Annotated in this window: 15 protein-coding genes; 7 read left to right on the top strand and 8 right to left on the bottom strand. The window is 39.7% G+C overall.

Features of this window, described 5'->3' with window-relative positions; genetic code table 11:
• Positions 1 to 9: 9 nt before the first annotated feature.
• Both O6P32_RS05400 and O6P32_RS05395 read right to left on the bottom strand, forming a co-directional pair.
• Positions 10 to 2,292: a GH92 family glycosyl hydrolase gene (locus O6P32_RS05400; RefSeq protein WP_269877219.1), complete on the bottom strand. Its 2,283-nt coding sequence runs from the start codon at positions 2,290 to 2,292 to the stop codon at positions 10 to 12.
• A 50-nt stretch (positions 2,293 to 2,342) separates the two neighbouring features.
• Positions 2,343 to 4,637 (bottom strand): GH92 family glycosyl hydrolase, encoded by a 2,295-nt coding sequence (locus O6P32_RS05395; RefSeq protein WP_269877519.1) that lies wholly within the window; start codon positions 4,635 to 4,637, stop codon positions 2,343 to 2,345.
• Positions 4,638 to 5,149: 512 nt separating this feature from the next.
• Between O6P32_RS05395 and O6P32_RS05390 the strand changes: the two genes are divergently transcribed.
• The 7 genes from O6P32_RS05390 (at position 5,150) to O6P32_RS05360 (ending at position 16,565) form a co-directional block, all read left to right on the top strand.
• The gene (locus tag O6P32_RS05390; protein WP_269877518.1) at positions 5,150 to 8,257 is read left to right on the top strand and encodes a SusC/RagA family TonB-linked outer membrane protein; all 3,108 of its coding nucleotides are present in this window, start codon (positions 5,150 to 5,152) and stop codon (positions 8,255 to 8,257) included.
• 12 nt (positions 8,258 to 8,269) lie between these two features.
• Complete coding sequence (locus O6P32_RS05385; RefSeq protein WP_269877218.1) at positions 8,270 to 9,859, top strand: RagB/SusD family nutrient uptake outer membrane protein; 1,590 nt, start codon at positions 8,270 to 8,272, stop codon at positions 9,857 to 9,859.
• 30 nt (positions 9,860 to 9,889) lie between these two features.
• Positions 9,890 to 10,975, top strand: coding sequence for a glycoside hydrolase family 18 (locus tag O6P32_RS05380; RefSeq protein ID WP_269877216.1), 1,086 nt, complete (start codon positions 9,890 to 9,892; stop codon positions 10,973 to 10,975).
• Between the two features lie 8 nt (positions 10,976 to 10,983).
• Positions 10,984 to 12,129, top strand: a complete 1,146-nt coding sequence (locus O6P32_RS05375; RefSeq protein ID WP_269877215.1) for a DUF1735 and LamG domain-containing protein — start codon at positions 10,984 to 10,986, stop codon at positions 12,127 to 12,129.
• 29 nt (positions 12,130 to 12,158) lie between these two features.
• Entirely contained in the window at positions 12,159 to 13,589 is a 1,431-nt protein-coding gene (locus tag O6P32_RS05370) for a BT_3987 domain-containing protein (protein ID WP_269877213.1), read from the top strand.
• A gap of 79 nt (positions 13,590 to 13,668) precedes the next feature.
• Positions 13,669 to 15,051: a DUF4989 domain-containing protein gene (locus O6P32_RS05365; RefSeq protein ID WP_269877212.1), complete on the top strand. Its 1,383-nt coding sequence runs from the start codon at positions 13,669 to 13,671 to the stop codon at positions 15,049 to 15,051.
• Positions 15,052 to 15,215: 164 nt separating this feature from the next.
• Entirely contained in the window at positions 15,216 to 16,565 is a 1,350-nt protein-coding gene (locus O6P32_RS05360; RefSeq protein WP_269877210.1) for an MATE family efflux transporter, read from the top strand.
• 320 nt (positions 16,566 to 16,885) lie between these two features.
• Here O6P32_RS05360 and proC read toward each other — a convergent pair whose 3' ends face one another.
• From proC to argR, 6 genes are all read right to left on the bottom strand, one after another.
• Positions 16,886 to 17,659, bottom strand: a complete 774-nt coding sequence (gene proC / locus O6P32_RS05355; protein WP_178266051.1) for a pyrroline-5-carboxylate reductase — start codon at positions 17,657 to 17,659, stop codon at positions 16,886 to 16,888.
• An 89-nt stretch (positions 17,660 to 17,748) separates the two neighbouring features.
• A complete protein-coding gene (locus O6P32_RS05350) occupies positions 17,749 to 18,873 on the bottom strand; it encodes an aspartate aminotransferase family protein (protein ID WP_178266052.1) in 1,125 nt (374 codons plus the stop codon).
• 102 nt (positions 18,874 to 18,975) lie between these two features.
• Complete coding sequence (gene argC, locus O6P32_RS05345) at positions 18,976 to 19,944, bottom strand: N-acetyl-gamma-glutamyl-phosphate reductase (RefSeq protein WP_178266053.1); 969 nt, start codon at positions 19,942 to 19,944, stop codon at positions 18,976 to 18,978.
• Positions 19,945 to 20,034: 90 nt separating this feature from the next.
• The gene (locus O6P32_RS05340) at positions 20,035 to 21,243 is read right to left on the bottom strand and encodes an argininosuccinate synthase (protein ID WP_178266054.1); all 1,209 of its coding nucleotides are present in this window, start codon (positions 21,241 to 21,243) and stop codon (positions 20,035 to 20,037) included.
• A gap of 11 nt (positions 21,244 to 21,254) precedes the next feature.
• The gene (locus O6P32_RS05335; protein WP_178266055.1) at positions 21,255 to 21,821 is read right to left on the bottom strand and encodes a GNAT family N-acetyltransferase; all 567 of its coding nucleotides are present in this window, start codon (positions 21,819 to 21,821) and stop codon (positions 21,255 to 21,257) included.
• A 12-nt stretch (positions 21,822 to 21,833) separates the two neighbouring features.
• Positions 21,834 to 22,313, bottom strand: coding sequence for an arginine repressor (gene argR, locus O6P32_RS05330; protein WP_178266056.1), 480 nt, complete (start codon positions 22,311 to 22,313; stop codon positions 21,834 to 21,836).
• Positions 22,314 to 22,496 lie beyond the last annotated feature (183 nt).

The following is a 22,496-nucleotide window of genomic DNA, read 5'->3' as shown; positions in this document are numbered from 1 at the left end:
GCTTATTTATTAATTGTTGTTTAATTCCCATTGTTTAGGTTGATTGGTCATTGTTATCTCAATAATTCCGCCTTCTGCAATATCCTTATGATTTAGGAAGGGAGTATGAAGCGGGGTACCATTGAGCATAACAGACTGGATGTATTTGTTCTCTTTTGAATTGTTGTATGCCTTGATGGTAAATGTCTTTTGGTTAGGCAGATGGATTACCACTTCATCGAACAAAGGACGTCCGATGGAATAAACCGGTTTGCCTGGACATACCTGATAGAATCCCATGGAGTTAAGTATGTACCATGCTGACATCTGTCCACAGTCTTCGTTGCCCGAAAGACCATCCGGAGCATTGCGATACTGTTCTTTAAACACACGGTCTATCAGTTCCTGAGTCTTCCATGGTTGTCCTACATAGTTGTACATGTAGATGATATGGTGGCTAGGCTCATTACCATGCGCATATTGTCCGATAAGACCACTGATATCTGCAGATACCTCTTCGCCTTCCAGGCTGGAATCGGCTGTAAAGAGAGAGTCTAATTTTCCGATAAAGGCTTCTTTTCCTCCCATCAACTGTACCAATCCTTCAATGTCATGCGGTACGAACCAGGTCCATTGCCATGCATTTCCTTCACAATAGTCATCGCTACGATGGTTGGAAGCCCTTGGGCTGAACGGAGTACGCCAGTTCCCTTCCGAATCTTTTCCACGCATGAATCGTGTTTCCGGATCAAAGTAATGCTGGTATGCTTTGGCAAATTGTGTATATTTAGCCAAATTCTCTTTGTCGCCTACAGCTTCTGCCAAAATAGAGATGCAGTAATCATCGTAAGCATATTCCAATGCCTTGGCTACTGATTCATTATCTTTATCACAAGGCACGTAGCCTAACTTATTCTTATAATATTTAGCCTGTGGCATTAAATGTGGAAGCACTAAAGCCGGACAGACAATACCTGTTGTATCGTATTCTGCTGCACGCAAGCTGGCTTTGTAGGCTTCATTCAAATCGAAATTGGCGTAGCCTTTGGTGTAGGCATCGGCTATGAGCGATACGGCATGATAGCCAATCATGGTACCGGTATAATTGGATGCCAAATCCCACATCGGAAAAATACCTCCTTCTTTGTGTTTCTGAAGCAAAGAATAAATGAAATCATTATTCATCTGCGGCTCAATAATAGACAATAAAGGATGTAATGCACGGAAAGTATCCCAAAGAGAGAATGTAGTGTAAATAGGTTTATCGATATCTCCCTGGTGGGCTGTTTGATCCATACCCCAGTATCGTCCGTCTACGTCAATGAAAAGATTCGGACTGATGGCTGTATGATACATGGAGGTATAGAAGATCGTTTTATCTGTTTCATTGTTTGTAGTAACATCAATTTTAGACAGATATTCATTCCAAGCCTGACGTGCATCTTTACGTACCTTGTCAAAGTTCCAGTCTGGAATTTCTGCTTCCAGGTTCTTTTTAGCTCCTTCCATGTCTACTGCAGAAATACCTACCTTTACCAATACCGGTTCGTCTTGCTGTGTGCTGAAGTTGAGAAGCACTTTGCAACGAGGCTGCTGTTTGTTGTTTTGATCGGTTAATGTATCTCTTACAATTGTATAAGTAAAAGGTTTGGAGAACTTGGCATAAAAGCTGATTTGCTGATCGAAGGCCCAGTATTCTGTGAGTTTATGTCCTCGTATTTCAGTGTCACTCACTACTTCTACCTGCATGTCCAGATTGGTCTGATGTTGTACAGAGTAGTCCAGGTCTAAGATGAAACCTGCTTTTTCACTTGCAGGGAATGTGTAACGGTGCAGAGCAGCACGTTTGGTTGCAGTCAGTTCGGCTTTCACTTGATAACGGTCCAAATACACAGAGTAATATCCAGGTTCTGCTATTTCATTTTTGTGAGAGAATGTAGAAGAGAACGGTAAATTCTGTTGTGTATAGTCCTGAGGATTATATACTTGTTCTCCTACTGTAGGCATCAGCAGGATATCACCGTAATCGGCGCATCCTGTACCACTTAAATGAGTATGTGAAAAGCCATTTATCAGTGAGTCTGCATAATAATACCCGGATGAAGCATCCCAACCGTCGATACGTGTATCGGGACTGGGCTGTATCATTCCGTTGGGTACTACTGCTCCCGGAAAAGTATGTCCGTGTCCTCCTGTTCCGATAAACGGGTTGACATAAGATGCATAATCTTTCTCTATGCTGGAAGAGGTACATGCTCCCAACATAGAGAAAAGGGTTGTGCAACTTATGATTGCAATGTTTTTTATCTTCATGATAAGAATGAAAATGCTTTAAATTAAAGCAAAAATAGTGATTAATTCAATTAATACCAAGCTGTACCTGGTGTGCTACCCATTTCCAGTTCCAGTGTAGCACCACTCATAATTTGCTCGTGAGTGATGTAGCTCTTGTCATAAGGCTGTCCGTTTAACTTGACAGACTGGATATAGATATTCTCACGGCTTACACCTTTGGCAATAACTGTGAATGTATTTCCGTTAGCCAAATGCAACTCTGCCTTAGGGAACAGCGGAGTACCCAATTCGTACATACCTGATACGGGATTTACCGGATAGAATCCCATTGCACTGAATACATACCATGCAGACATCTGTCCACAGTCTTCATTACCGCAAAGTCCGGCTGGGGTATTTGTGTACAGATTATGCATGATTTCTGCTACATACTTTTGAGTCTTAGCCGGCTGATTTACTGCATTGAACAAGTAGCTTACATGATGGCTTGGTTCATTACCATGTGCGTACTGACCTATCATTCCGGTGCTGAAAATAGGCAGTTCATCCTTGTCTGTAGGATGGAATGTGAACATGCTGTCCAATTTTTGCTCAAAGCGTTCTTTTCCGCCTACAAGGTCAATCAGACCTTTAATGTCGTGTTGTGCAGACCAGAAATATTGCCATCCGTTACTTTCACAGATGTGCGGAGTATATTCATCTGCCTTAAAGTTGGCGATGAAATTACCTTTATCGTCACGTGGCTGCATGAATGAAGTGGCAGGGTTGTACACATTCTTATAATATCCGGCACGGGTATAAAATTCTTTGGCAATGTCTTCCTTGCCCATCTTTTTGGCCATTTCGGCTATGCAGAAGTCATCGAAGGTGTATTCCAATGTCTTCGACAGAGACCAGTTTTCAGTATTGTATTCGTCCTTTATATTATAAGGTATATATCCTTTTTCTTTGTAAAGACCGATACCGCGGTAGTGGTCTAAATTTGCAGTTGCAACGCATGCTTCCAATGCTTTTTCTGCATCAAAGTCACCAATTCCCTTCAGATATGCATCTACGATGACAGGTACTGCGTGATAGCCAATCATCATATCTGTTTCACTTCCATAGAAGTTCCATACCGGAAGTCGTCCGTTCTGTTCGTAGAATGCCAGGAACGACTTAATCATATCGTTGGTACGTTCTGGTTGTGTATAGGTAAACAGAGGATGAGCGGCACGGTAAGTGTCCCATAAAGAGAACGTGCTGTAATTGGTCCAACCGTCTGCCTGATGTACTTGTTTATCGGGACCGTAATAAGCTCCGTCTACATCGTTGTAGATAGTAGGTGCAAGCATACTGTGATATAATGCGGTATAGAATACCACTTTATCATCTTCGTTTGTGGTTTCAATTTGGATTTTAGCCAGTTCTTTGTTCCACATGTCTTTGGCTTGTGCCAAATAAGTGTCGAAATCATTGTTGGGTGCTTCTGCCTGTAAGTTTTTGGCAGCTCCTTCCATACTTGTACCCGAGATGGCTGTAACTAGAGTGATTTGTTCTCCTTCAGAGGTCGGGTAGTCGAAACGTGCAATGTAACCAGTACCGATTTGCTTACCTTCTTTTACAATTGCAGTTGTATCTATTGTCATCTTGTCGAAAGGACGAGAGAAGCGGGTACGGAAGTAAATCTTCTGGTTGCGTGCCCATCCGTCCGAATAGCGATATCCTTGAATGGTCACAGAGTCTACTACTTCAATATGAGAGTCTTGTGTAGCATCCCAGTTCATTGCCTTGCTGAGGTTCAGGATAATTGCCGATTCTGCTTTAGGGAATGTATAACGCTGTACACCGCAACGTTCAGTTGCAGTTAATTCTACATTAATATTATAGTCTGTCAACAATACCTGATAGTATCCGGCATATGCACTCTCGTTGTCGTGTGAAAATTTAGAGTGTATGCCCAGAGGTTCTTCTGCTTCTTTGTACGGAAGAGTAACTGGCATGAAAGAAATATCATATAAGTCTCCAGCTCCTGTTCCTGACAAGTGTGTGTGACTGAATCCGGCAATGGTGCTGTCTGGGTAATAGTATCCGGCAATGCGGTCCCATCCGGGAAGACCATTGTCTGGGCTGAGCTGAACCATACCAAAAGGTACTTGCGCACCGGGGTATGTATTACCGGTGAAGTCGGTTCCGATGAACGGGTTTACATACTGCGTATAGTCTGTGGTAGCAGACTTGTTGGGGGTACTGCATGCTACAAATAATGCAGCTAAAGCGCAGAACGAAGATGCAACGAGTTTCATGAAATTAAATTTATAGTTATAATGTAAATTTATCGCTACAAAAATACGATTAACACAAAATATATCCAATACTGACAGATAACCATTTTGTGAAAATTAAGCGGAAACTAATGTTTTATTTTTCCTTTTTTAATGAATATAGTTCGAAAATAGTTTTATTTCTTATTTTAAGCTCGGTATTAAAATGGAAAATTGTATGTTTTTGAATTGCCAGTTAGAGCTTGTTAAATTCTCATTGAAGAATATATTATTTTCCTTTAGATTTGTCAAATAGTTTTTGGGTAGTACACAAACTATTTGTTTTTATTATTGTGAATTAATTGTCAATATTGAAAATAATTTTGAATTACTCTCTTTTGAATAATGTTATTATGTGATTAGAGCCTGAATAGATATTGTATGTTTTTATTAGAAAAAATTATATAAATACATCCTGTATTTAAATATATTTTATAAATTTGGGGCCGTTTTGAAGAATAACATATTGTTTAACCTTAACAAGAAAAACAGAAATGAGAAAGAAACACTCATCTAAATGTTCGGAAACTCTTGCTCGAACATTAATGATGTCAACGCTTTTGGCAATTCCTATGCAAAATGCGTTTGCATCTTCAGATGCTGTTCAACCTGTTGCAGAACATGCTGCAGCTGTTCAACAAACTGTTCAACAAAAAAAAGTAACTGGAAAAGTCGTAGATGCTTTGGGACAACCTTTGATTGGTGTAACAGTCATGGAAAAGGGCACGACCAATGGAGGAATTACAGATTTTGATGGTAATTTCTCTTTAGAGGTTTCTGACAAGGCTGTCTTGCAATTTTCCTATGTAGGCTATAAGACAATAGAAATGTCTGTAGTTGGGAAAACAGTCTTAAATCTTACTATGAAAGAAGACACAGAGGTGTTGGACGAAGTTGTGGTTACGGCTTTGGGTATTAAACGTTCGGAAAAAGCATTGTCTTATAATGTACAGCAAGTTAGTGCAGATGATGTAACAACGAATAAGGATGTAAACTTTGTTAATTCATTGAATGGTAAAGTTGCAGGTGTAAATATCAATGCTTCTTCTTCTGGAGTTGGTGGTGTTTCAAAAGTTGTGATGCGTGGTACAAAATCTATTATGCAGTCATCTAATGCTCTTTATGTAATTGATGGTGTGCCAATTTTCTCTGGTAGAAGTAATAAGGGAGGAACTGAATTTGATTCACAAGGTGCAACAGAACCGATTGCTGATATTAACCCGGAAGATATTGAATCAATGTCTGTACTGACAGGTGCAGCTGCGGCTGCATTGTATGGTTCGGATGCAGCTAATGGTGCGATTGTTATTACTACTAAAAAAGGAAAAGAAGGTAAGTTGAGTATTACAGTCAATAGTAATACTGAATTTTCTTCTCCATTTGTAATGCCACGTTTTCAGACACGTTATGGAACTGGTTCTGAGGGCGTATATAGTTCTACTGGTAGTCGTAGCTGGGGACCTCATTTGACTGAAGCTAACTATTATGGTTATAATCCTGCAGATGATTATTTCCAAACAGGTATAATTGGAAGTGAAAGTATCTCTTTGTCGACTGGTACAGAGAAGAATCAGACTTATGCTTCTGCAGCAGCAGTGAACTCTAAAGGTATTATCCCTAATAATAAATATAATCGATATAATTTTACTGTACGTAATACAACTTCATTCCTGAATGATAAAATGAAGCTGGATATCGGTGCCAGCTATATTCTGCAGAATGACCAGAATATGACCAATCAGGGTGTGTATAATAACCCATTGGTAGGCGCTTATCTGTTCCCAAGAGGAAATGATTGGTCTGATATTGAAATGTATGAGCGCTATGATCCGGCTCGTAAGATTTATACTCAGTATTGGCCTATCGGTGATGAAGCAATGACGATGCAAAATCCTTATTGGATTAATTATCGTAACCTTCGTAATAATAAGAAAGACCGATACATGCTGAATGCCGGATTAAGTTATCAGATTTTAGACTGGTTGAATGTCAGTGGACGTGTACGTTTGGATAATTCAAATAATGATTATACTGAAAAATTCTATGCTTCTACGAACCTTCAGCTGACAGAACAATCAAACCGAGGATTTTATGGTATTACTCGTACTCAGGAAAAACAGTTGTATGCAGATGTTCTCGTAAATGTAAATAAAAATTTTGGTACAGACTGGAGTTTGCAGGCTAATTTAGGTGCTTCTATTTCTGATATGCGTTCTGATGCAATGCAGGTACGTGGCCCTATTGCAGATGGAGGAGCTGCATTTGGTGATGAGCCAGTAGGATATACAAACTTCTTTGCTATCCAGAATTTGAGTGCAAGTAAAACGAAAAAACTTCAGGAAGGATGGCGTGAACAAACTCAGTCAATCTTTGCTTCTGCAGAAATCGGATATAAGAGTACTTATTATTTAACCTTGACCGGACGTAATGACTGGCCTTCACAGTTGGCAGGTCCGAAATCAAGCAGTAAATCATTCTTCTATCCTTCAGTGGGTGGATCTATTGTACTTTCCGAGTTGATGCCTAATCTGAATAAAGATTATCTTTCTTATATGAAAGTACGTGGTTCTTGGGCTTCTGTAGGTAATCCTTTTGAACGTTATATCGCTAATCCACGTTACAAATGGGAAAATAATGCTTGGAACATTACAACCCAGTATCCGTTGTATAATTTGAAACCGGAACGTACTCAGTCATTCGAAGTTGGTTTGTCTATGCGTTTCTTGAAGAATTTCGACTTGGATGTAACCTATTACAATGCCAAGACTATGAATCAGACATTTAACCCTCAGCTCCCGGTAAGTGGATGGTCTGCAATGTATATTCAGACAGGTGCTGTTCGTAACCAGGGTATTGAACTTTCTTTAGGATACAAAAATACTTGGAGAGACTTTACATGGGATACAGGTATTACCTATTCTATGAACCGTAATAAAATTTTGGAATTAGCTGATAATGCAATCAATCCTATTACAGGAGAAAAATTCTCATTGTCTTCTTTGAATATGGGGGGATTGGGAGAATCACGTTTCTTCCTGAAGGAAGGCGGAACAATGGGTGACCTCTACTCTATAATTGATTTTAAACGCGATAGTAATGGTGATATTTATATTGGCCGTGATGGAAAAATGACAACTGAAACAATCTCGGATCCAGATCAATATATTAAGTTGGGAAGTGTATTGCCTGATGGTAATTTGGCTTGGCGTAATAATTTATCTTGGAAAGGTTTCAATGTAGGCTTCTTGATTACAGCTCGTTTTGGTGGAGTCGTTTTCTCAAGAACTCAGGCAATGCTTGATTATTATGGCGTTTCTGAAGCTTCTGCTGATGCTCGGGATTTAGGTTATGTGATGGTAAATGGTACAGACCGTGTTACTCCTGAAACTTGGTATAGTACAATTGGAGCGGGAACTGCAGTTCCGCAGTATTATACTTATTCAGCAACCAATGTACGTTTGCAGGAAGCATCTATAAGTTATACTTTCCCACGCAAAATGTTACGAAATGTTTGTGATATTAAAGTCGCACTTATCGGACGCAATTTGTGGATGATTTACAATAAAGCTCCATTCGACCCTGAAACAGTGGCTTCTACTGATAATTTCTATCAGGGCATTGACTATTTTATGATGCCAGCATTGCGTAATATAGGCTTTAGTTTGAGCTTTAAATTTTAAAAGATAATAATTATGAAAAATACCATATTAAACAAGTTAATATTGAGCTCCTTAGTGTTTGTCTCATTTTCTTGTACAGACAAATATTTGGATATAAATTCCAATCCTTACCAACCGGGAGATCTTGAAAATGATGATTATGCATTGGGATCGGCCATGACCCAGCTTGCAGGTTGTGTAGTATCTCCGGATGTGAATACTGCCCAATTTACAGATTGTTTGTTGGGAGGCCCGATGGGAGGATATTTCGCAGATTCTAACAAAGGCTTTTCTGCAACTATTTCTAATTATAATGCAAAAAATGACTGGACACGTGTTTTCCTGGTCAGTGATAAAGTGATTCCTGTGCTGTATGGAAACTTAAACTCAGTAAAGATTGTATCAAACAATACAGGTAATCCGGTTCCTTATGCTATTGCACAAGTGATCAAGGTCGCAGCGATGAGTCGTATTACAGATACGTATGGCCCGATTCCTTATTCTAAGATTGGAGAAGATGGTAAGATTACAATTCCATACGATTCTCAAGAAGAAGTTTATAATAAGTTTTTCGAGGAACTTGATAATGCTATTCAGGTACTTTCTGAAAATCAGAATGCTTTATTAGTTTCTACAGCTGATTATGTGTACGGTGGAGATGTGAAGAAATGGATGAAATTTGCCAATTCATTGCGTTTACGTCTGGCAATTCGTATTGCCTATGCAAATCCACAAAAAGCAAGAACAATTGCAGAAGCTTGTATTGATAGCGAAGCCGGTCTGATTACATCAAATGATGACAATGCTTCCTGGAAATATTTTGGAACAATTACCAATCCTTTGTTTGAAGCCGTTCGCTATAATATAGAAACAAGTGGTGGAGATACTCATGCAGCTGCTGATATAATTTGCTATATGAATGGTTATAAAGATAATCGTCGTGCAAGTTATTTTGAAAAAGCATCCAATGGTAATTATGTGGGTTTGAGACGTGGTATTGATATTACGCAAAGCAGTATAGCTGATAATTTTATTGATTATTCAACTGTGAAAATTTCAGCATCAGATCCTATTATGTGGATGAATGCTGCAGAAGTTGCTTTTCTGCGTGCGGAAGGTAAAGCTGTTTTTGATTTCAATATGGGCGGAGATGCAGAAGGCTTCTACAATGAAGGTATTCGCTTGTCATTCGAGCAATGGGGAGCAGACGGTGCAGATGCTTATATGGCAGATGAGGAAAATGTTCCTGAGACTTATGTAGATCCTTTCTCTGGTCAAAGTTATAATGAAAAGCTTTCAACTGTTACTGTAAAATGGAATGAAGGCGCAACTAAAGAAGAAAAACAGGAAAGAATTATTATTCAGAAATGGATTGCCAACTGGATGTTGGGACACGAAGCTTGGTCTGATTATCGTCGTACAGGATATCCGCATTTGATTCCTGCTACAGCTGATGGTAATAAGAGTGGTGGTGTTGTTGACTCTAATAAAGGTGCTCGACGTATGCCTTATCCAGCAGAGGAATATTCTAGTAACCTGAATAATGTAAATGAAGCCGTTTCAAAATACTTAAAAGGCCCTGACAACATGGCTACAGATGTGTGGTGGGCATGCAAAAAATAAGTATTAATGAATTTAATGTATTGTAGATATATGAAAACGATATTGAAAAATAAGAAATTATTTGTAGGACTTATTATGTCGGCCTTGCTGCTTCCTGCTTGTAATGATTGGACAGATCCAGAAAGTCTTACTTTACATACTCCTTCTTTTGAAGAACAGAATCCAGAGCTTTATGAAGCTTATTTGAAAGATTTATGCAATTATAAAGCTGGTGATCACAATGTAATGTTTGTTTCATTTAATAATCCATTAACTTATCCGGTAAATCGTTCTGAACATTTGACTGTTTTGCCTGATAGTATTGATTTTGTCAGTTTGAATAATCCGGACCAGTTGAGTGGAGATATTCAAAATGAAATGGTCGAAATACGAAGAAAAGGTACTCGTATTGTTTATACAATTGATTATGCCGGCTTTGAAAAAGATTGGACTGCGATTGTAAAAAACAGTGATGGTAGTTTGACTGAAGAAGATGCGTTGCAATATTTGGGAGAGCGTACAGATGAAATGTTGGCTCTTTGTGACCGATATAACTATGATGGAGTTATCGTAGATTATACAGGACGTTCTATGGTAAGTTTGCCGGAAAAGGAATTGGCTGAATATAATGCACGCCAAAAGAATTTTCTTGATAGAATAGGAGCATGGATTGATAGTCATAAGGGCAAAACCTTAGCTTTTTATGGCAATGCACAATATCTGTTCCCAGAATATATGAGTATTCTTTCTAAATGCGATTATATTATTTTGAAGACCTTGTCTTCTACCGGTGAAGGCGATTTAAGTGTGAAAGCTTATATGGCGGTACAGGCAGGAAAAGATGCAGCTGCTGAATTGGGAGGTTCTGAAAATTTGGTACCAACAGATCGTTTTGTGGCTTGTGTAGAAACACCTCGTCCTGAAGATAAAGAGCAGGCTTTTGGTTATTGGGACACTGAAACAGGAGGTAGTAAGATGTTAGCTACTTATGGAGCCGCAAAATGGGTCGCTTCGCCTTCTGTTGATTTTGAGAGAAAAGGTTTGTTCGTTCAGAATGCTCATAATGATTACTTTGACAATAATCCTGTTTATCGTAACATTCGTGAATCTATTCAAATTATGAATCCTAATAATTAAGAATACGTATGAAACTGTTGAATAATAGTATAATGCTTTTGGCTTCAGCTATGTTGTTGATGAGCAGCTGCCAGTCAAATGATATTGATAATGAACATCATTATGATAATAAGCTTTATATCAGCTCAGAGGGGGTTTGCAGCGATTTGTTGATCAGAGCGGATATTACAGAAGCGTCTCGTGAAATATCTTATCGTCTTGCTGCTCCGGCAACAGAAGATATTCAGATTAATGTGGGAGCAATTCCATCAATGGCGGCTACCTATAATTTGATGTATAATGACAATGCCATTGCTTTGGGTGATGAGTATTACGAAATACCGGAAAAAACTGCGACTATTAAGGCGGGTGATGTTTCTGGTGATAATATTGTCATTAATTTTAAGAATACAAATCAATTGGACGATAAGAAAAGATATGTTCTTCCGGTATCTTTTATGAGTGCAAGTAACATTGATTTGTTAGATAGTAAACGTACTGTTTATTATGTCTTTAAAGGAGCTGCTTTGATTAATGTGGTTGCTAATATTAGCAAAACATATTTTCCTGTTAAATGGAAGAGTTCTGTCAGTGGTTTAAAGACCATTACTGTGGAAGCTTTGCTCCGTTCTGCTGATTGGGAAGCTGGACGTGATAATCCGTTGAGCTCTGTATTTGGTATTGAAGGTACTTTCCTTGTTCGTATTGGAGATGCTGACCGTCCCCGTAACCAGTTACAGATGGTTGCACCTGGAGGAAACTTCCCTAATCCTAATGTGGCACCAGGTTTGCCTACTAATGAATGGATTCATATTGCTGTAGTATACGATGCAACAACCGGTGAACGTCTTTATTATCAGAACGGAAATCTGGTAGCTTCAGATAATGCAGCCTCTTCTTCTGTATCATTAGGAAGCAATTGCTATGTAGGATACTCTTATGACTCCAGTCGTTATTTGCCTGGTGAAATTTCTGAATTACGTATTTGGAATGTTCAAAGAACTGCCGATCAAATTGCGACCAGTATGTATACTGTAGATCCTACAACAGAAGGATTGATTGCTTATTGGAAGTTTAATGAGGGCACAGGTGGTAATATTCATGACTATACAGAACATGGTAATGACTTGTCAGGTGGTACTGTAGAATGGGTAAACGTAGAACTTCCCGAATAATAATCTAATTACTATTTAAGATACTTATTATGACTATGAAATATTTTAAATCGGGCTTATTGTTAAGCATGGCATTGGTAAGTTTTTCGCTGATGACTTCTTGTGCCGATGATTTGGAGGTCGGAAAAAAGATAGATGAATCCCAATATAACAAGGTGTTGCAGAACAATGCCTATTTGAGAGATGGAAAATCCAATTTGTCCGCTCCTGTTGTAGAGTTATATGAAAATTCATATACAACTTCTGTCAAATTGAATCTGACTAAACCGGCTACTACGGCTACCTCTGCAAAAGTGGCTATCGATGTATCTTATCTGGAAACTTATAATCAGGAACATGGTACTGATTTCCAGTTATATCCTCAAGAGTTGGTTTCATTCGATAACGGTGGTATTATTAATTTTACGGAAGAAAAATCTGGAGAGGTTGGAATGACAATCACTGGAGGAGAATCCGTTTTGGAAGACCAAACTTATGCTATACCGGTAGCTATAACAGAACCGAGTAGTGACTTTACAGTTCAGAATGAGACAGCTAAACACTGTATGTATTTGGTGAAGGATATGCGTAATGCCAGTGATGCGTATAAAGGAGAAGATGTGGTAAAAGGCTTTTTATTCTTTGAGGTGAATGGAACAAATCCTTTGAACGCTTTTTCTTTTGAATTGGAAAATGGAAAATTGTTATGGGATGTGGTTGTATTGTTTGCTGCAAATATAAACTATGATAGTGATGCCGGACGCCCATTTGTAAAATGTAATCCACAAGTCCAGTATTTATTGGACAATAATGAAACCTATTTGCAACCATTGCGTAAACGCGGTATTAAGGTTTTATTAGGATTGCTGGGTAATCATGATATGGCTGGATTGGCTCAATTATCAGAACAGGGAGCAAAAGACTTTGCACGCGAAATTGCTCAATATTGTTATGCATACAATTTGGATGGAGTAAATTATGATGATGAATATTCCAAAAATCCGGATTTAGATAATCCTGCTTTTGATAGTCCTTCTACTCGTGCTGCAGCTCGTTTGTGCTACGAGACCAAGAGAGCTATGCCTGATAAGCTAGTAACAGTATTTGATTATGGAAGAATGTATGGAACGTCATCAGTTGATGGAGTTGATGCTGACGAATGGATTGATGTAGTCGTTCCAAACTATGGTGGATCTGCATCTCCTATTGGTAATATGACTTATAAAAAGTGTGCAGGTAGTGCTGCTGAGTTAAATTTAGGAGGTGGTACTTCATTAAGTTCATCTACTGCACAAAGGTTGATTAGTGGAGGTTATGGATGGCATATGGGATTTGCTCCAAGTCCTGCGAAATATGGAAGTATTTTTAATCGTTATTCAGGTGCTTCCACTTTGTATGGTTCTGATTTAAAAGATCCTACAATATTCTATAAGCATCAAGACCCGAAACCTTATAAGTATCCGGATGATTTATATAATTGATTAAATGATGGTAAAGCAATACGTTTGTAAAGAACGATTGCTTTACCATAGAGTAAAACGTAAAAACCTTTAGTATATTATGAAAATTTTTTTATCTAGTATAGCGCTATGTTGTGCGGGCATTTTTATGGGATGTCAGGAAGATGAAGAATTAAACTTGCTGGGATATCCTGAAAATCCGGTTAGTATAGTTACTCCAGGAGAATCGGGGGATGTTTCTACAATGAAAGTAAAGGCTACTTACAATGAGAATGGAGAGTTGGTTACAGCTACTTCTTTACGTCACACTTGGACAGTTTCGTTAGCTACTCCTTCACCTGAAGATGTTGTATTGCAGATAGCTCCTTATTGTGTAAATATACCTGTTGATAAAGTAGAACTTTCAGAAACAACAATAAAGATTCCGGCTGGATATGTTTCGGCTTCTGTAACAGTTGGTTTAAAGGGTGATGATTTCTCTTTTGCTGCAGAAAATCTGGAAGCACAAACTTATGAATTGGGTTTTAATGTAGTAAATGCAGAGGGCTTGAATTTGAAAACAGAATCTGCTACAGGTAAAATGGTAATAGAGAAAGATCCATATTTAGTACATGTTTCTATGGCTGGAGAAAGTGGAAATACTGTTGCCATGAAGCGTGTTTGCAAAGATGGTGATGTTATAGGTGGAGCTGTAGAGTATTCGTTTGAAGTTCAGTTAGACCGTCCTGTAAAAGAAGATTTGCCTATTTCTTTTAGTGTTGCTGGTATACCTGAAGAATTTTTAGGAGATGCATCTTTTACTCCAGCTCAGGTTACAATCCCTGCAGGAGAGAAGAATAGTGGTGAAATTAAATGGGCAATATCAAATGATTTCTTATTTGCTAATGAAGAAGATGAGGAGTTTAATATTGTCTTGAAGCCTGTCTTTGAAAATACAGACATGGTTTCTGTGAATCCGGACAATGAAAGTATAAATATAACCTTAAATAAAACTTCTTCGTTGTTGGAATGGGTGAGTGGTACTCAATCTAATTGGGGACAATTGGAAAGAGACTCATGGACTGCAACATTATTGGAAGGTTGGTCTGGAAATGCCAGTGAATTATTTGATAATTATACTTGGGGCAGTGGTGTTCAATTTGTGGAAATAAATACTTCCGTTGGTGAAATCGTTATTGATTTAGGTAAGGAGGAAAATATCGTAGGATTCTGGGCTGTATATGGTTATGAATATTCATATCCTAGTGGATATAAGTATTTATCTCCGTTGAAAACAGAACTTTTTGTTTCTGACGATAAGAGTGAATGGACTTCTCTTGGTGTAGTGAATACTCCTTCCACTTCTACTTCTACTGACAGACATTATATTAATATTGTGGTGCCAATCAAGACACGCTATATTAAATATGCGGGTACTGTTAATTCAGATTATGCACTGATGAAGTTATTGGAAATGAAATTCTACGGAGAAAAAGAACAGTAAATTGTGTGGATATGCACATTTCATAGATTTAGAAATCTAAGCGAGAGGAGATATCAGTGATGATGTCTCCTTTTTGTTATTATATGTCCGAGTAGATTATTGATTCATATCAAGCCTTCGCGTGTGAAATTGTGGTAATTTTGCACGCGAAAATTTTTATCATTGTGGAACAGGTTATTCAGCAGACTAATATTCGTAAAGGGCTAACCAAGTTGGTAGTTCCTATTTTCATCGAGACCTTGTTGATTATGACACTGGGTGCAGTGGATACCATTATGTTGAGCCGTTATTCCGACAATAGTGTGGCGGCAGTGGGAGTAGTCAACCAAATTGTAATGTTTTCTTTCCTGGTTTTCGAGGTGATTAATATCGGTACTTCTGTATTGTGTTCTCAATATTTGGGGGCAAAACTTCAGAAGAATATGGTACAAGTTGTCGGGGTTTCTCTTTTGCTCAATCTGGTAGTAGGTGGTATAGTCAGTGCCATTTTACATTTTGGGGCTGAAACACTGTTAGGATGGATGGGATTACGTCCTGAACTTTTGAAGTACGGTATTGGCTATATGCAGATTGTAGGAGCCTTTGCATTTTTTCAGGCTATTTCGTTGACTATTTCGGCTTCGCTGCGCAGTGCCAATAAAGCTATTTATCCGATGCTGGTTACTGTGCTGGTCAATATATTAAATATCGTAGGAAACTATACTTTGATATTCGGTAAGTTTGGATTTCCGGCCTTGGGCGCCGAGGGAGCAGCTATTTCTACCTCTGTAGCCCGCGGAGTCAGTATGGTCGTTTTGTTTATTATCTTGTTCCGTAAGCACATACCTCGTTTCCCTTTGGCTTATTTCCGTCCTTTCCCTTTTATCGAGTTGAAGAAGCTTCTGCAGGTAGGTCTTCCGTCAGCAGGAGAAAATATGTCGTACAGCTTCTCTCAAGTGGTGATTACCTATCTGATTAATATACTCGGAAATAATGCGCTGACTACCCGTACTTATACAGTCAATATTGTGATGTTTGTATACCTGTTTGCCATTGCCATGGCACAGGGAGGAGCTATCAGCATCGGTCACCTGGTAGGGCAGCATAAGATTCGTGCCGCTTATCTGCTAGGTAAGTATGTGATGAGGCTTTCTATTTTGGTTTCTCTGCTACTCTCTTGTATTTGGGCGGTATTCGGACATTCCATTTTCAGTATGCTCACCAATAATGAAGAAATTATCAAACTGGGGGTAACGGTAATGATTGTAGACGTGTTGGTAGAGATTGGTCGTGCTGTAAATATTTATGCTACGAATGCACTGCGTTCGGCCGGCGATGTAAATTATCCTTTCTACGTGGGGTTGGTGGTACAGTGGATTGTTTCGGTCGGATTCAGTTACCTGTTCGGCATCTATTGGGGATGGGGGCTGGTAGGAATGTGGTGTGCTTTTCTGCTCGACGAAAACATTCGTGCTTTGATTTTTGTCCGCCGATGGAACAGTCTGAAGTGGGCAAAGAAGAGTTTTGTAAAATAGCGTGAATCGGACCTGTGTACGACTAACGGTAGTATCAGGTTGGGATATTGTTTCTGTTTATGCCTGCAACTACTGTCGCTTTATAATCGACGCTGCCGGTTGTGGAAATGACGTCGCTGATTGTATATTCGCCCACGCCGATTGTATATCCGGCGTCGTCGATTTTACTCTGTGATAGCAGACGGCAAGGCTTGTGGATGGAATGGATAGGATACGTTTCAGCGTATGGATATTCCTGTGAAAAGGAATGCAATAAAAAATCCGGTTGCTTTCAAGGTGAAGGTAACCGGATTTTGATCTATTTTTATGTGTCGTATAAACTATAGACTTGCTTTTATCGCATTGATAACAGCTGCTGTAAATCCATCGGCTTCCAGAGAATTGACTCCTTTGATGGTAATACCTCCGGGAGTAGTTACTTTCTCTATTTCCAACGCGGGGTGAGTATGCTCATTGTTGAGTAACAATTGTGCAGCTCCTTCCATTGTCTGAGCTACCATCTGCATTGCTACATTAGGCGAAATACCTAATTCTACTCCTGCCTGCATGGCTGCCTGTACATATTTCAGTACGTAAGCAATACCGCATGAGGTAAGCGAGGTGGCGGCTGCAAACTGTTTTTCTTCTATCAGGATAGAACGTCCCATTTCATTGAACATATTCAGTATGTTTTCCTTTTGCTGGTCCGATGCATTTCGTGCTGCAACCAGTGTCATGCTGGCACGTTCGGAAATGGCGGTATTCGGAATAACGCGGAATATAGTCATTTCAGGATCCACCGAATGAGCCAGTTCCTCGAAAGTCAGTCCGGCTGCTACCGAAACCAGTATTTGAGGTTGGCGCAGGCGAAGAGGTTTTAACACTTCGGCTACCTTATAAGGCTTTACCGCTACGATAACGATATCGGCATCGGTTGCCGCCTCTTTGTTGTTGTTTGTGGTGTGGATATTGGGAAATTCTGCTTTCAGCTTTTCCAGTTTTTCATTGCTGGGGTTAGAAACAGTGATTTCATATCCTTCTGTATAGTGACCTTGTGCCAGTCCGCGAGCAATAGCTCCTCCCATGTTGCCGGCTCCGATAATTGCTACTTTCATAACTTTTCTTTTTTATAGTCTTATTTACAAAGATATAATTAAAAAGGTATGCGACTGTCTGTTTATGCGGAATTATTTCTGTATCCTGCTTATTTTAAAAGTTTGCTGAGGCGGCTGATGAATTCATCAGCTTCTTCCATACTCAGGCAGAGTGGGGGAAGCAGGCGGATGACATTGGTTCCGCTGACACCGGTAAATACTTTCTGATCGAACAAAAGTTGCTGGCGCAGTTCTTTGACCGGTTCGTTGAATTCCAGACCAATCATCAGACCTTCTCCACGTACTTCTTTGATGTGGGAGAATTTCTTCAGTTCTTCGATGAGGTGACTTCCGACCTTTGCTGCGTTTTCTACCAGATTGTCTGCTTCCATTACATCGAGTACAGCAAGAGCTGCTGCACAAGCCAACTGATTTCCACCAAAAGTAGTACCCAACTGTCCGTATACAGGAGTGAATTTAGGGCTGATCAGTACGCCGGCCATCGGGAATCCGTTGGCAATACCTTTGGCTACTGTAATCATATCCGGACGGATTCCTGTATACTGATGTGCAAAGAATTTTCCGCTACGACCGTAACCCGACTGGATTTCGTCCAAAATAAGGACAGTGTTGGTTTCGTCGCAAGCAGTACGTAATGTTTGCATAAATTCTGTGGTAGGAACTTGAATACCGCCTACTCCTTGAATACCTTCAATGATTACGGCGCATACATCACCTTTGGCCAGCTCTGCCTTCACTGCTTCAGTATCGTTCAGCGGAAGGTATGTAACATGACCGTTGGCATTGATGGGAGCAATAATTTTAGGATTGTTGGTGGCTTCTACTGCCAGTGAAGTACGTCCGTGGAACGCTTTGGCAAATGAAATAACGCGAGTGCGTCCGTTGTAGAACGAAGCCAGTTTCAGTGCGTTTTCGTTTGCTTCTGCTCCGGAGTTGATAAGGAACAGTTGATAATCGTCGTATCCGGAAATCTTTCCGAGACGTTGCGCCAGTTCTACTTGCAGCTGGTTAATGACAGAGTTGGAATAGAAGCCGAGAGTGGCTACCTGTTTGCTGACTGCTTCCACGTAATGAGGATGTGCATGGCCGATAGAAATAACGGCATGTCCTCCATACAGGTCGAGGTATTCCTGTCCTTTGTCGTCCCATACATGGCAGCCTTTTCCTTTTACGATGTTTACATCGAACAAGGGATATACGTCGAATAGTTTCATCTTTGTAAATTAAGATTGAAGTAAGATACTTTTGTATCTGTCATTCTGAATGTAGTGGAAGTATTTACTACAATCAGAATGGCGTTATATATGATTCTTTAGTTAGAATGCCGAAGGTTTGAGTTTCAATCCTACGGTTTCCTCCAGATTGAACATGAGGTTCATGTTATGTACTGCTTGTCCGCTTGCACCTTTCAGCAAGTTGTCAATACAAGAGATAATCAGCAGTTTGTCGCCGTGCTTTTCCAAATGAATCAGACACTTGTTGGTGTTGACTACCTGCTTCAGGTCGATGTTCTTTTCAACGATATGTACGAAAGAATCTTCTGCGTAGTAATCGTTGTACATCTTCACGATTTCATCCAGTTCAGTCTTGGTCTTTACAACGAGAGTTGCAAATATTCCTCGTGCAAAGTCGCCACGGTAAGGAATGAAATCTACCTCTGCATTGAAGCTGTTTTGAAGTTGCTTGAGCGATTGTTTGATTTCCGGTACATGCTGGTGTGAAAAAGGTTTATACACACTCATGTTGTTGTTACGCCAGCTGAAGTGAGTGGTAGCTCCTGGTTTTACTCCAGCTCCGGTACTTCCTGTGATAGCATTGACCATAATATCATCGTTCAGCATCAGGTGTTTGGCCAAAGGAAGTAATCCCAACTGAATACAGGTGGCAAAACATCCTGGATTAGCAACATGCTTGCTTTGACAGATAGTGCGGCGGTTCAGTTCTGGAAGACCATAGACAAAATCATGGTCATCGCTTTTGATGCGGTAATCCATTGACAAGTCAATAATCTTCAAATCTTCTGGAATAGAATGGCTTTCGATGAATTTTTTTGTGTCGCCGTGTGCTGTGCAGAAGAACAAAACATCGATTGTGTCGAGAGGAAGCTCATCGGTGAAAACCAGGTCTGTTTCTCCGTAAAGTCCTTCGTGCACATCGGTTATTTTGTTTCCGGCATTACTCGAACTGTTGATAAATTTTATTTCTACTTCAGGGTGATTAAGAAGCAGGCGAATTAATTCGCCTGCAGTATAACCAGCCCCTCCTATAATTCCTGCTTTAATCATAAGTTTTTGGTTTGTGAGTTTGTAAGTTTATAAGTTGATTCCATAAGAGTGTGGACAAACTTGAAAACAGATAAACTCTTTACTTGGGGATTAGATATTTTCTTCGTCCTTGTGATTTGCGTAATATGCTCTCAAAGGAGTAGACAATACTTTGATGAAACCTTTGGCATCTTCTGCGGTCCATCCTTTCTGCATTTCACCGTATTCTCCGAATTTGTTCTTTACAAGGTCGTCTTTAGAGTCAACTCCTACGGTAGAGAAGCAGTATGGGCGAAGCTCCAGAATAGCTGTACCGTTTACGTTACGCTGAGATTCCTGCAACATGGCTTCGATGTCGCGCATAACCGGCTCCAGATACTGGCTTTCGTGAAGGAACATTCCATACCAGTTTGCTACCTGATCCTTCCAGTATTGCTGCCATTTACTCAATGTATATTTTTCAAGGAATTTGTGTGCGCCGATAATCAGCATAGGAGCTGCGGCTTCGAAGCCTACACGTCCCTTGATACCGATGATAGTATCGCCTACGTGCATATCACGTCCGATACCATACGCTGCTCCGATTTCTTCAACTTTCTGAATCGCTTTGATTTTGTCATCAAATACTTCACCGTTTACAGCATACAGTTCTCCTTTTTTGAATTCCAGCTTCAGCAGTTCGCTTCCAGTCTTGGTTACTTGCTTCAGATAAGCACTTTCAGGAAGTCCTTGTGTAGAATCCAGAATCTCTCCGCCGCAGATAGAAGTACCCCAGATACCTACGTTGTAAGAGTATTTCAGCTTGGTGAAATCAGCTTCAAATCCATGTTCTTTCAGATAGTTGATTTCGTATTCACGGCTCAGTGCCATGTCGCGGGTTAAGGTGATGATTTCTACTCCCGGTGCCATTACCAGGAATGTCATATCGAAACGCACCTGGTCGTTACCGGCTCCTGTAGAACCATGAGCGATGGCATGTGCACCGATTTCTTTTGCGTAACGTGCAATGGCTAATGCCTGGAAGATACGTTCTGAACTTACAGAAATAGGATAAGTACCGTTACGCAATACGTTTCCAAAGACCATGTATTTCAAGCTCTTTTCGTAATATTCCTGAGTCACGTCCAGTGTTACGTATTTAACGGCTCCCAGTTTATATGCATTTTCTTCGTTCTGTTTCAGTTGTTCAGGGCTGAAGCCTCCGGTATTGGCACAAGCTGCATACACTTCGTAACCTTTTTCTTTTGTTAAATACATTACGTTGAATGAGGTGTCCAATCCGCCGCTAAATGCAACGACTACTTTTTTCTTTTCTTCCATAAGGCTTCTGTTTAAAAGTTATTGATTTTATCGTCTGTATGTAGAGCCGGATCGTAAAGCATGGCGGTACAGATACAGAATTTGCGTTTTTTTGCTACTAAAATTTCATGGTTGATACAGCCTTCGCAACCTTTCCAGAATGCTTCGTCGTCTGTCAGTTCATTGAAAGTAACAGGTACATATCCCAGTTCTGTGTTCATTTTCATAACAGCAGCTCCCGAAGTCAAGCTGAAGATTTTAGCTTTAGGCCATCTTAAACGAGCAAGGGTGAATGATGCATGTTTGATTCGTTTAGCCAACCCACATCCTCTGTATTTGGGATGCACAATCAGACCGGAAGTGGCTACATATTGTTTGTTTCCCCATGATTCGATATAGGTAAATCCTGCAAAATCGTTGCCACACAGAGCGATAATGGCTTTTCCTTCTTTCATTTTTGTGGCTACGTATTCGTGTGTACGTTCTGCGATACCTGTTCCGCGTACTTTTGCAGCTTCTCTGATTGTGTCTAATATTGTGTCAACATAAACCTCGTGTGAGGCGTCGGCTACCATCACATCAATTTGTTTAGTATCCATTGCTAATTTTCTTTATTTGTTTATATTAGGTATAATGTGTGAAAGAGATTGTTTTAAAGTGGTTTGAGAACATCCTTCGCGAAGAACCAGCATGATGGTATCATCTCCTGCAATTGTTCCTAAAATTTCGTACGACTGGCTGTTGTCTATGTCGTATGCCAAGCTGCTGGCATAGCCTGGACGGGTTTTAATAACAGCAATATTTCCAGAGAATTCAATTGACACAAAACCGTTATGACGTAGCATTTCGCTGGCTGTATGAGATTCTGTCATACGCTTGTACATCGTATTGTTGGGAAGTACATATACATAATTTCCGTTCATACTGGCAGCTTTAGCTACTTTGAGCTGTTTTAAATCTCGTGAAAGTGTAGCCTGTGTTAACTGGAAACCTTCTTTTGCCAGTTCTTGCAAAAGTTCTTCTTGGCTTCCTATCTCTTTACTCGATATGATAATCTTGATAGAATCGAGTCTGCTGTTTTTATTTTTCATATGTATAATTATTCTTTGTCGGGCGCAAAGTTACGTATATTTTTGGAATAATGGATGCGTTTATAGGTTTATTTATGCAATTATTTGCAAAAATAATATGAATATGCAAAAATAGGGAATGATTATGCAAACAGAAGCGAATCTGTTTTTGTGGGATCGTATTTATTTTGCTTATCTTTGTTG

Origin of the sequence: Phocaeicola acetigenes, from assembly GCF_027529745.1 — a bacterium.
Taxonomy (GTDB): domain Bacteria; phylum Bacteroidota; class Bacteroidia; order Bacteroidales; family Bacteroidaceae; genus Phocaeicola; species Phocaeicola acetigenes.
The sequence above is the reverse complement of the archived record's forward strand: the minus strand, read 5'-3'. Positions and strand labels throughout refer to the sequence as shown.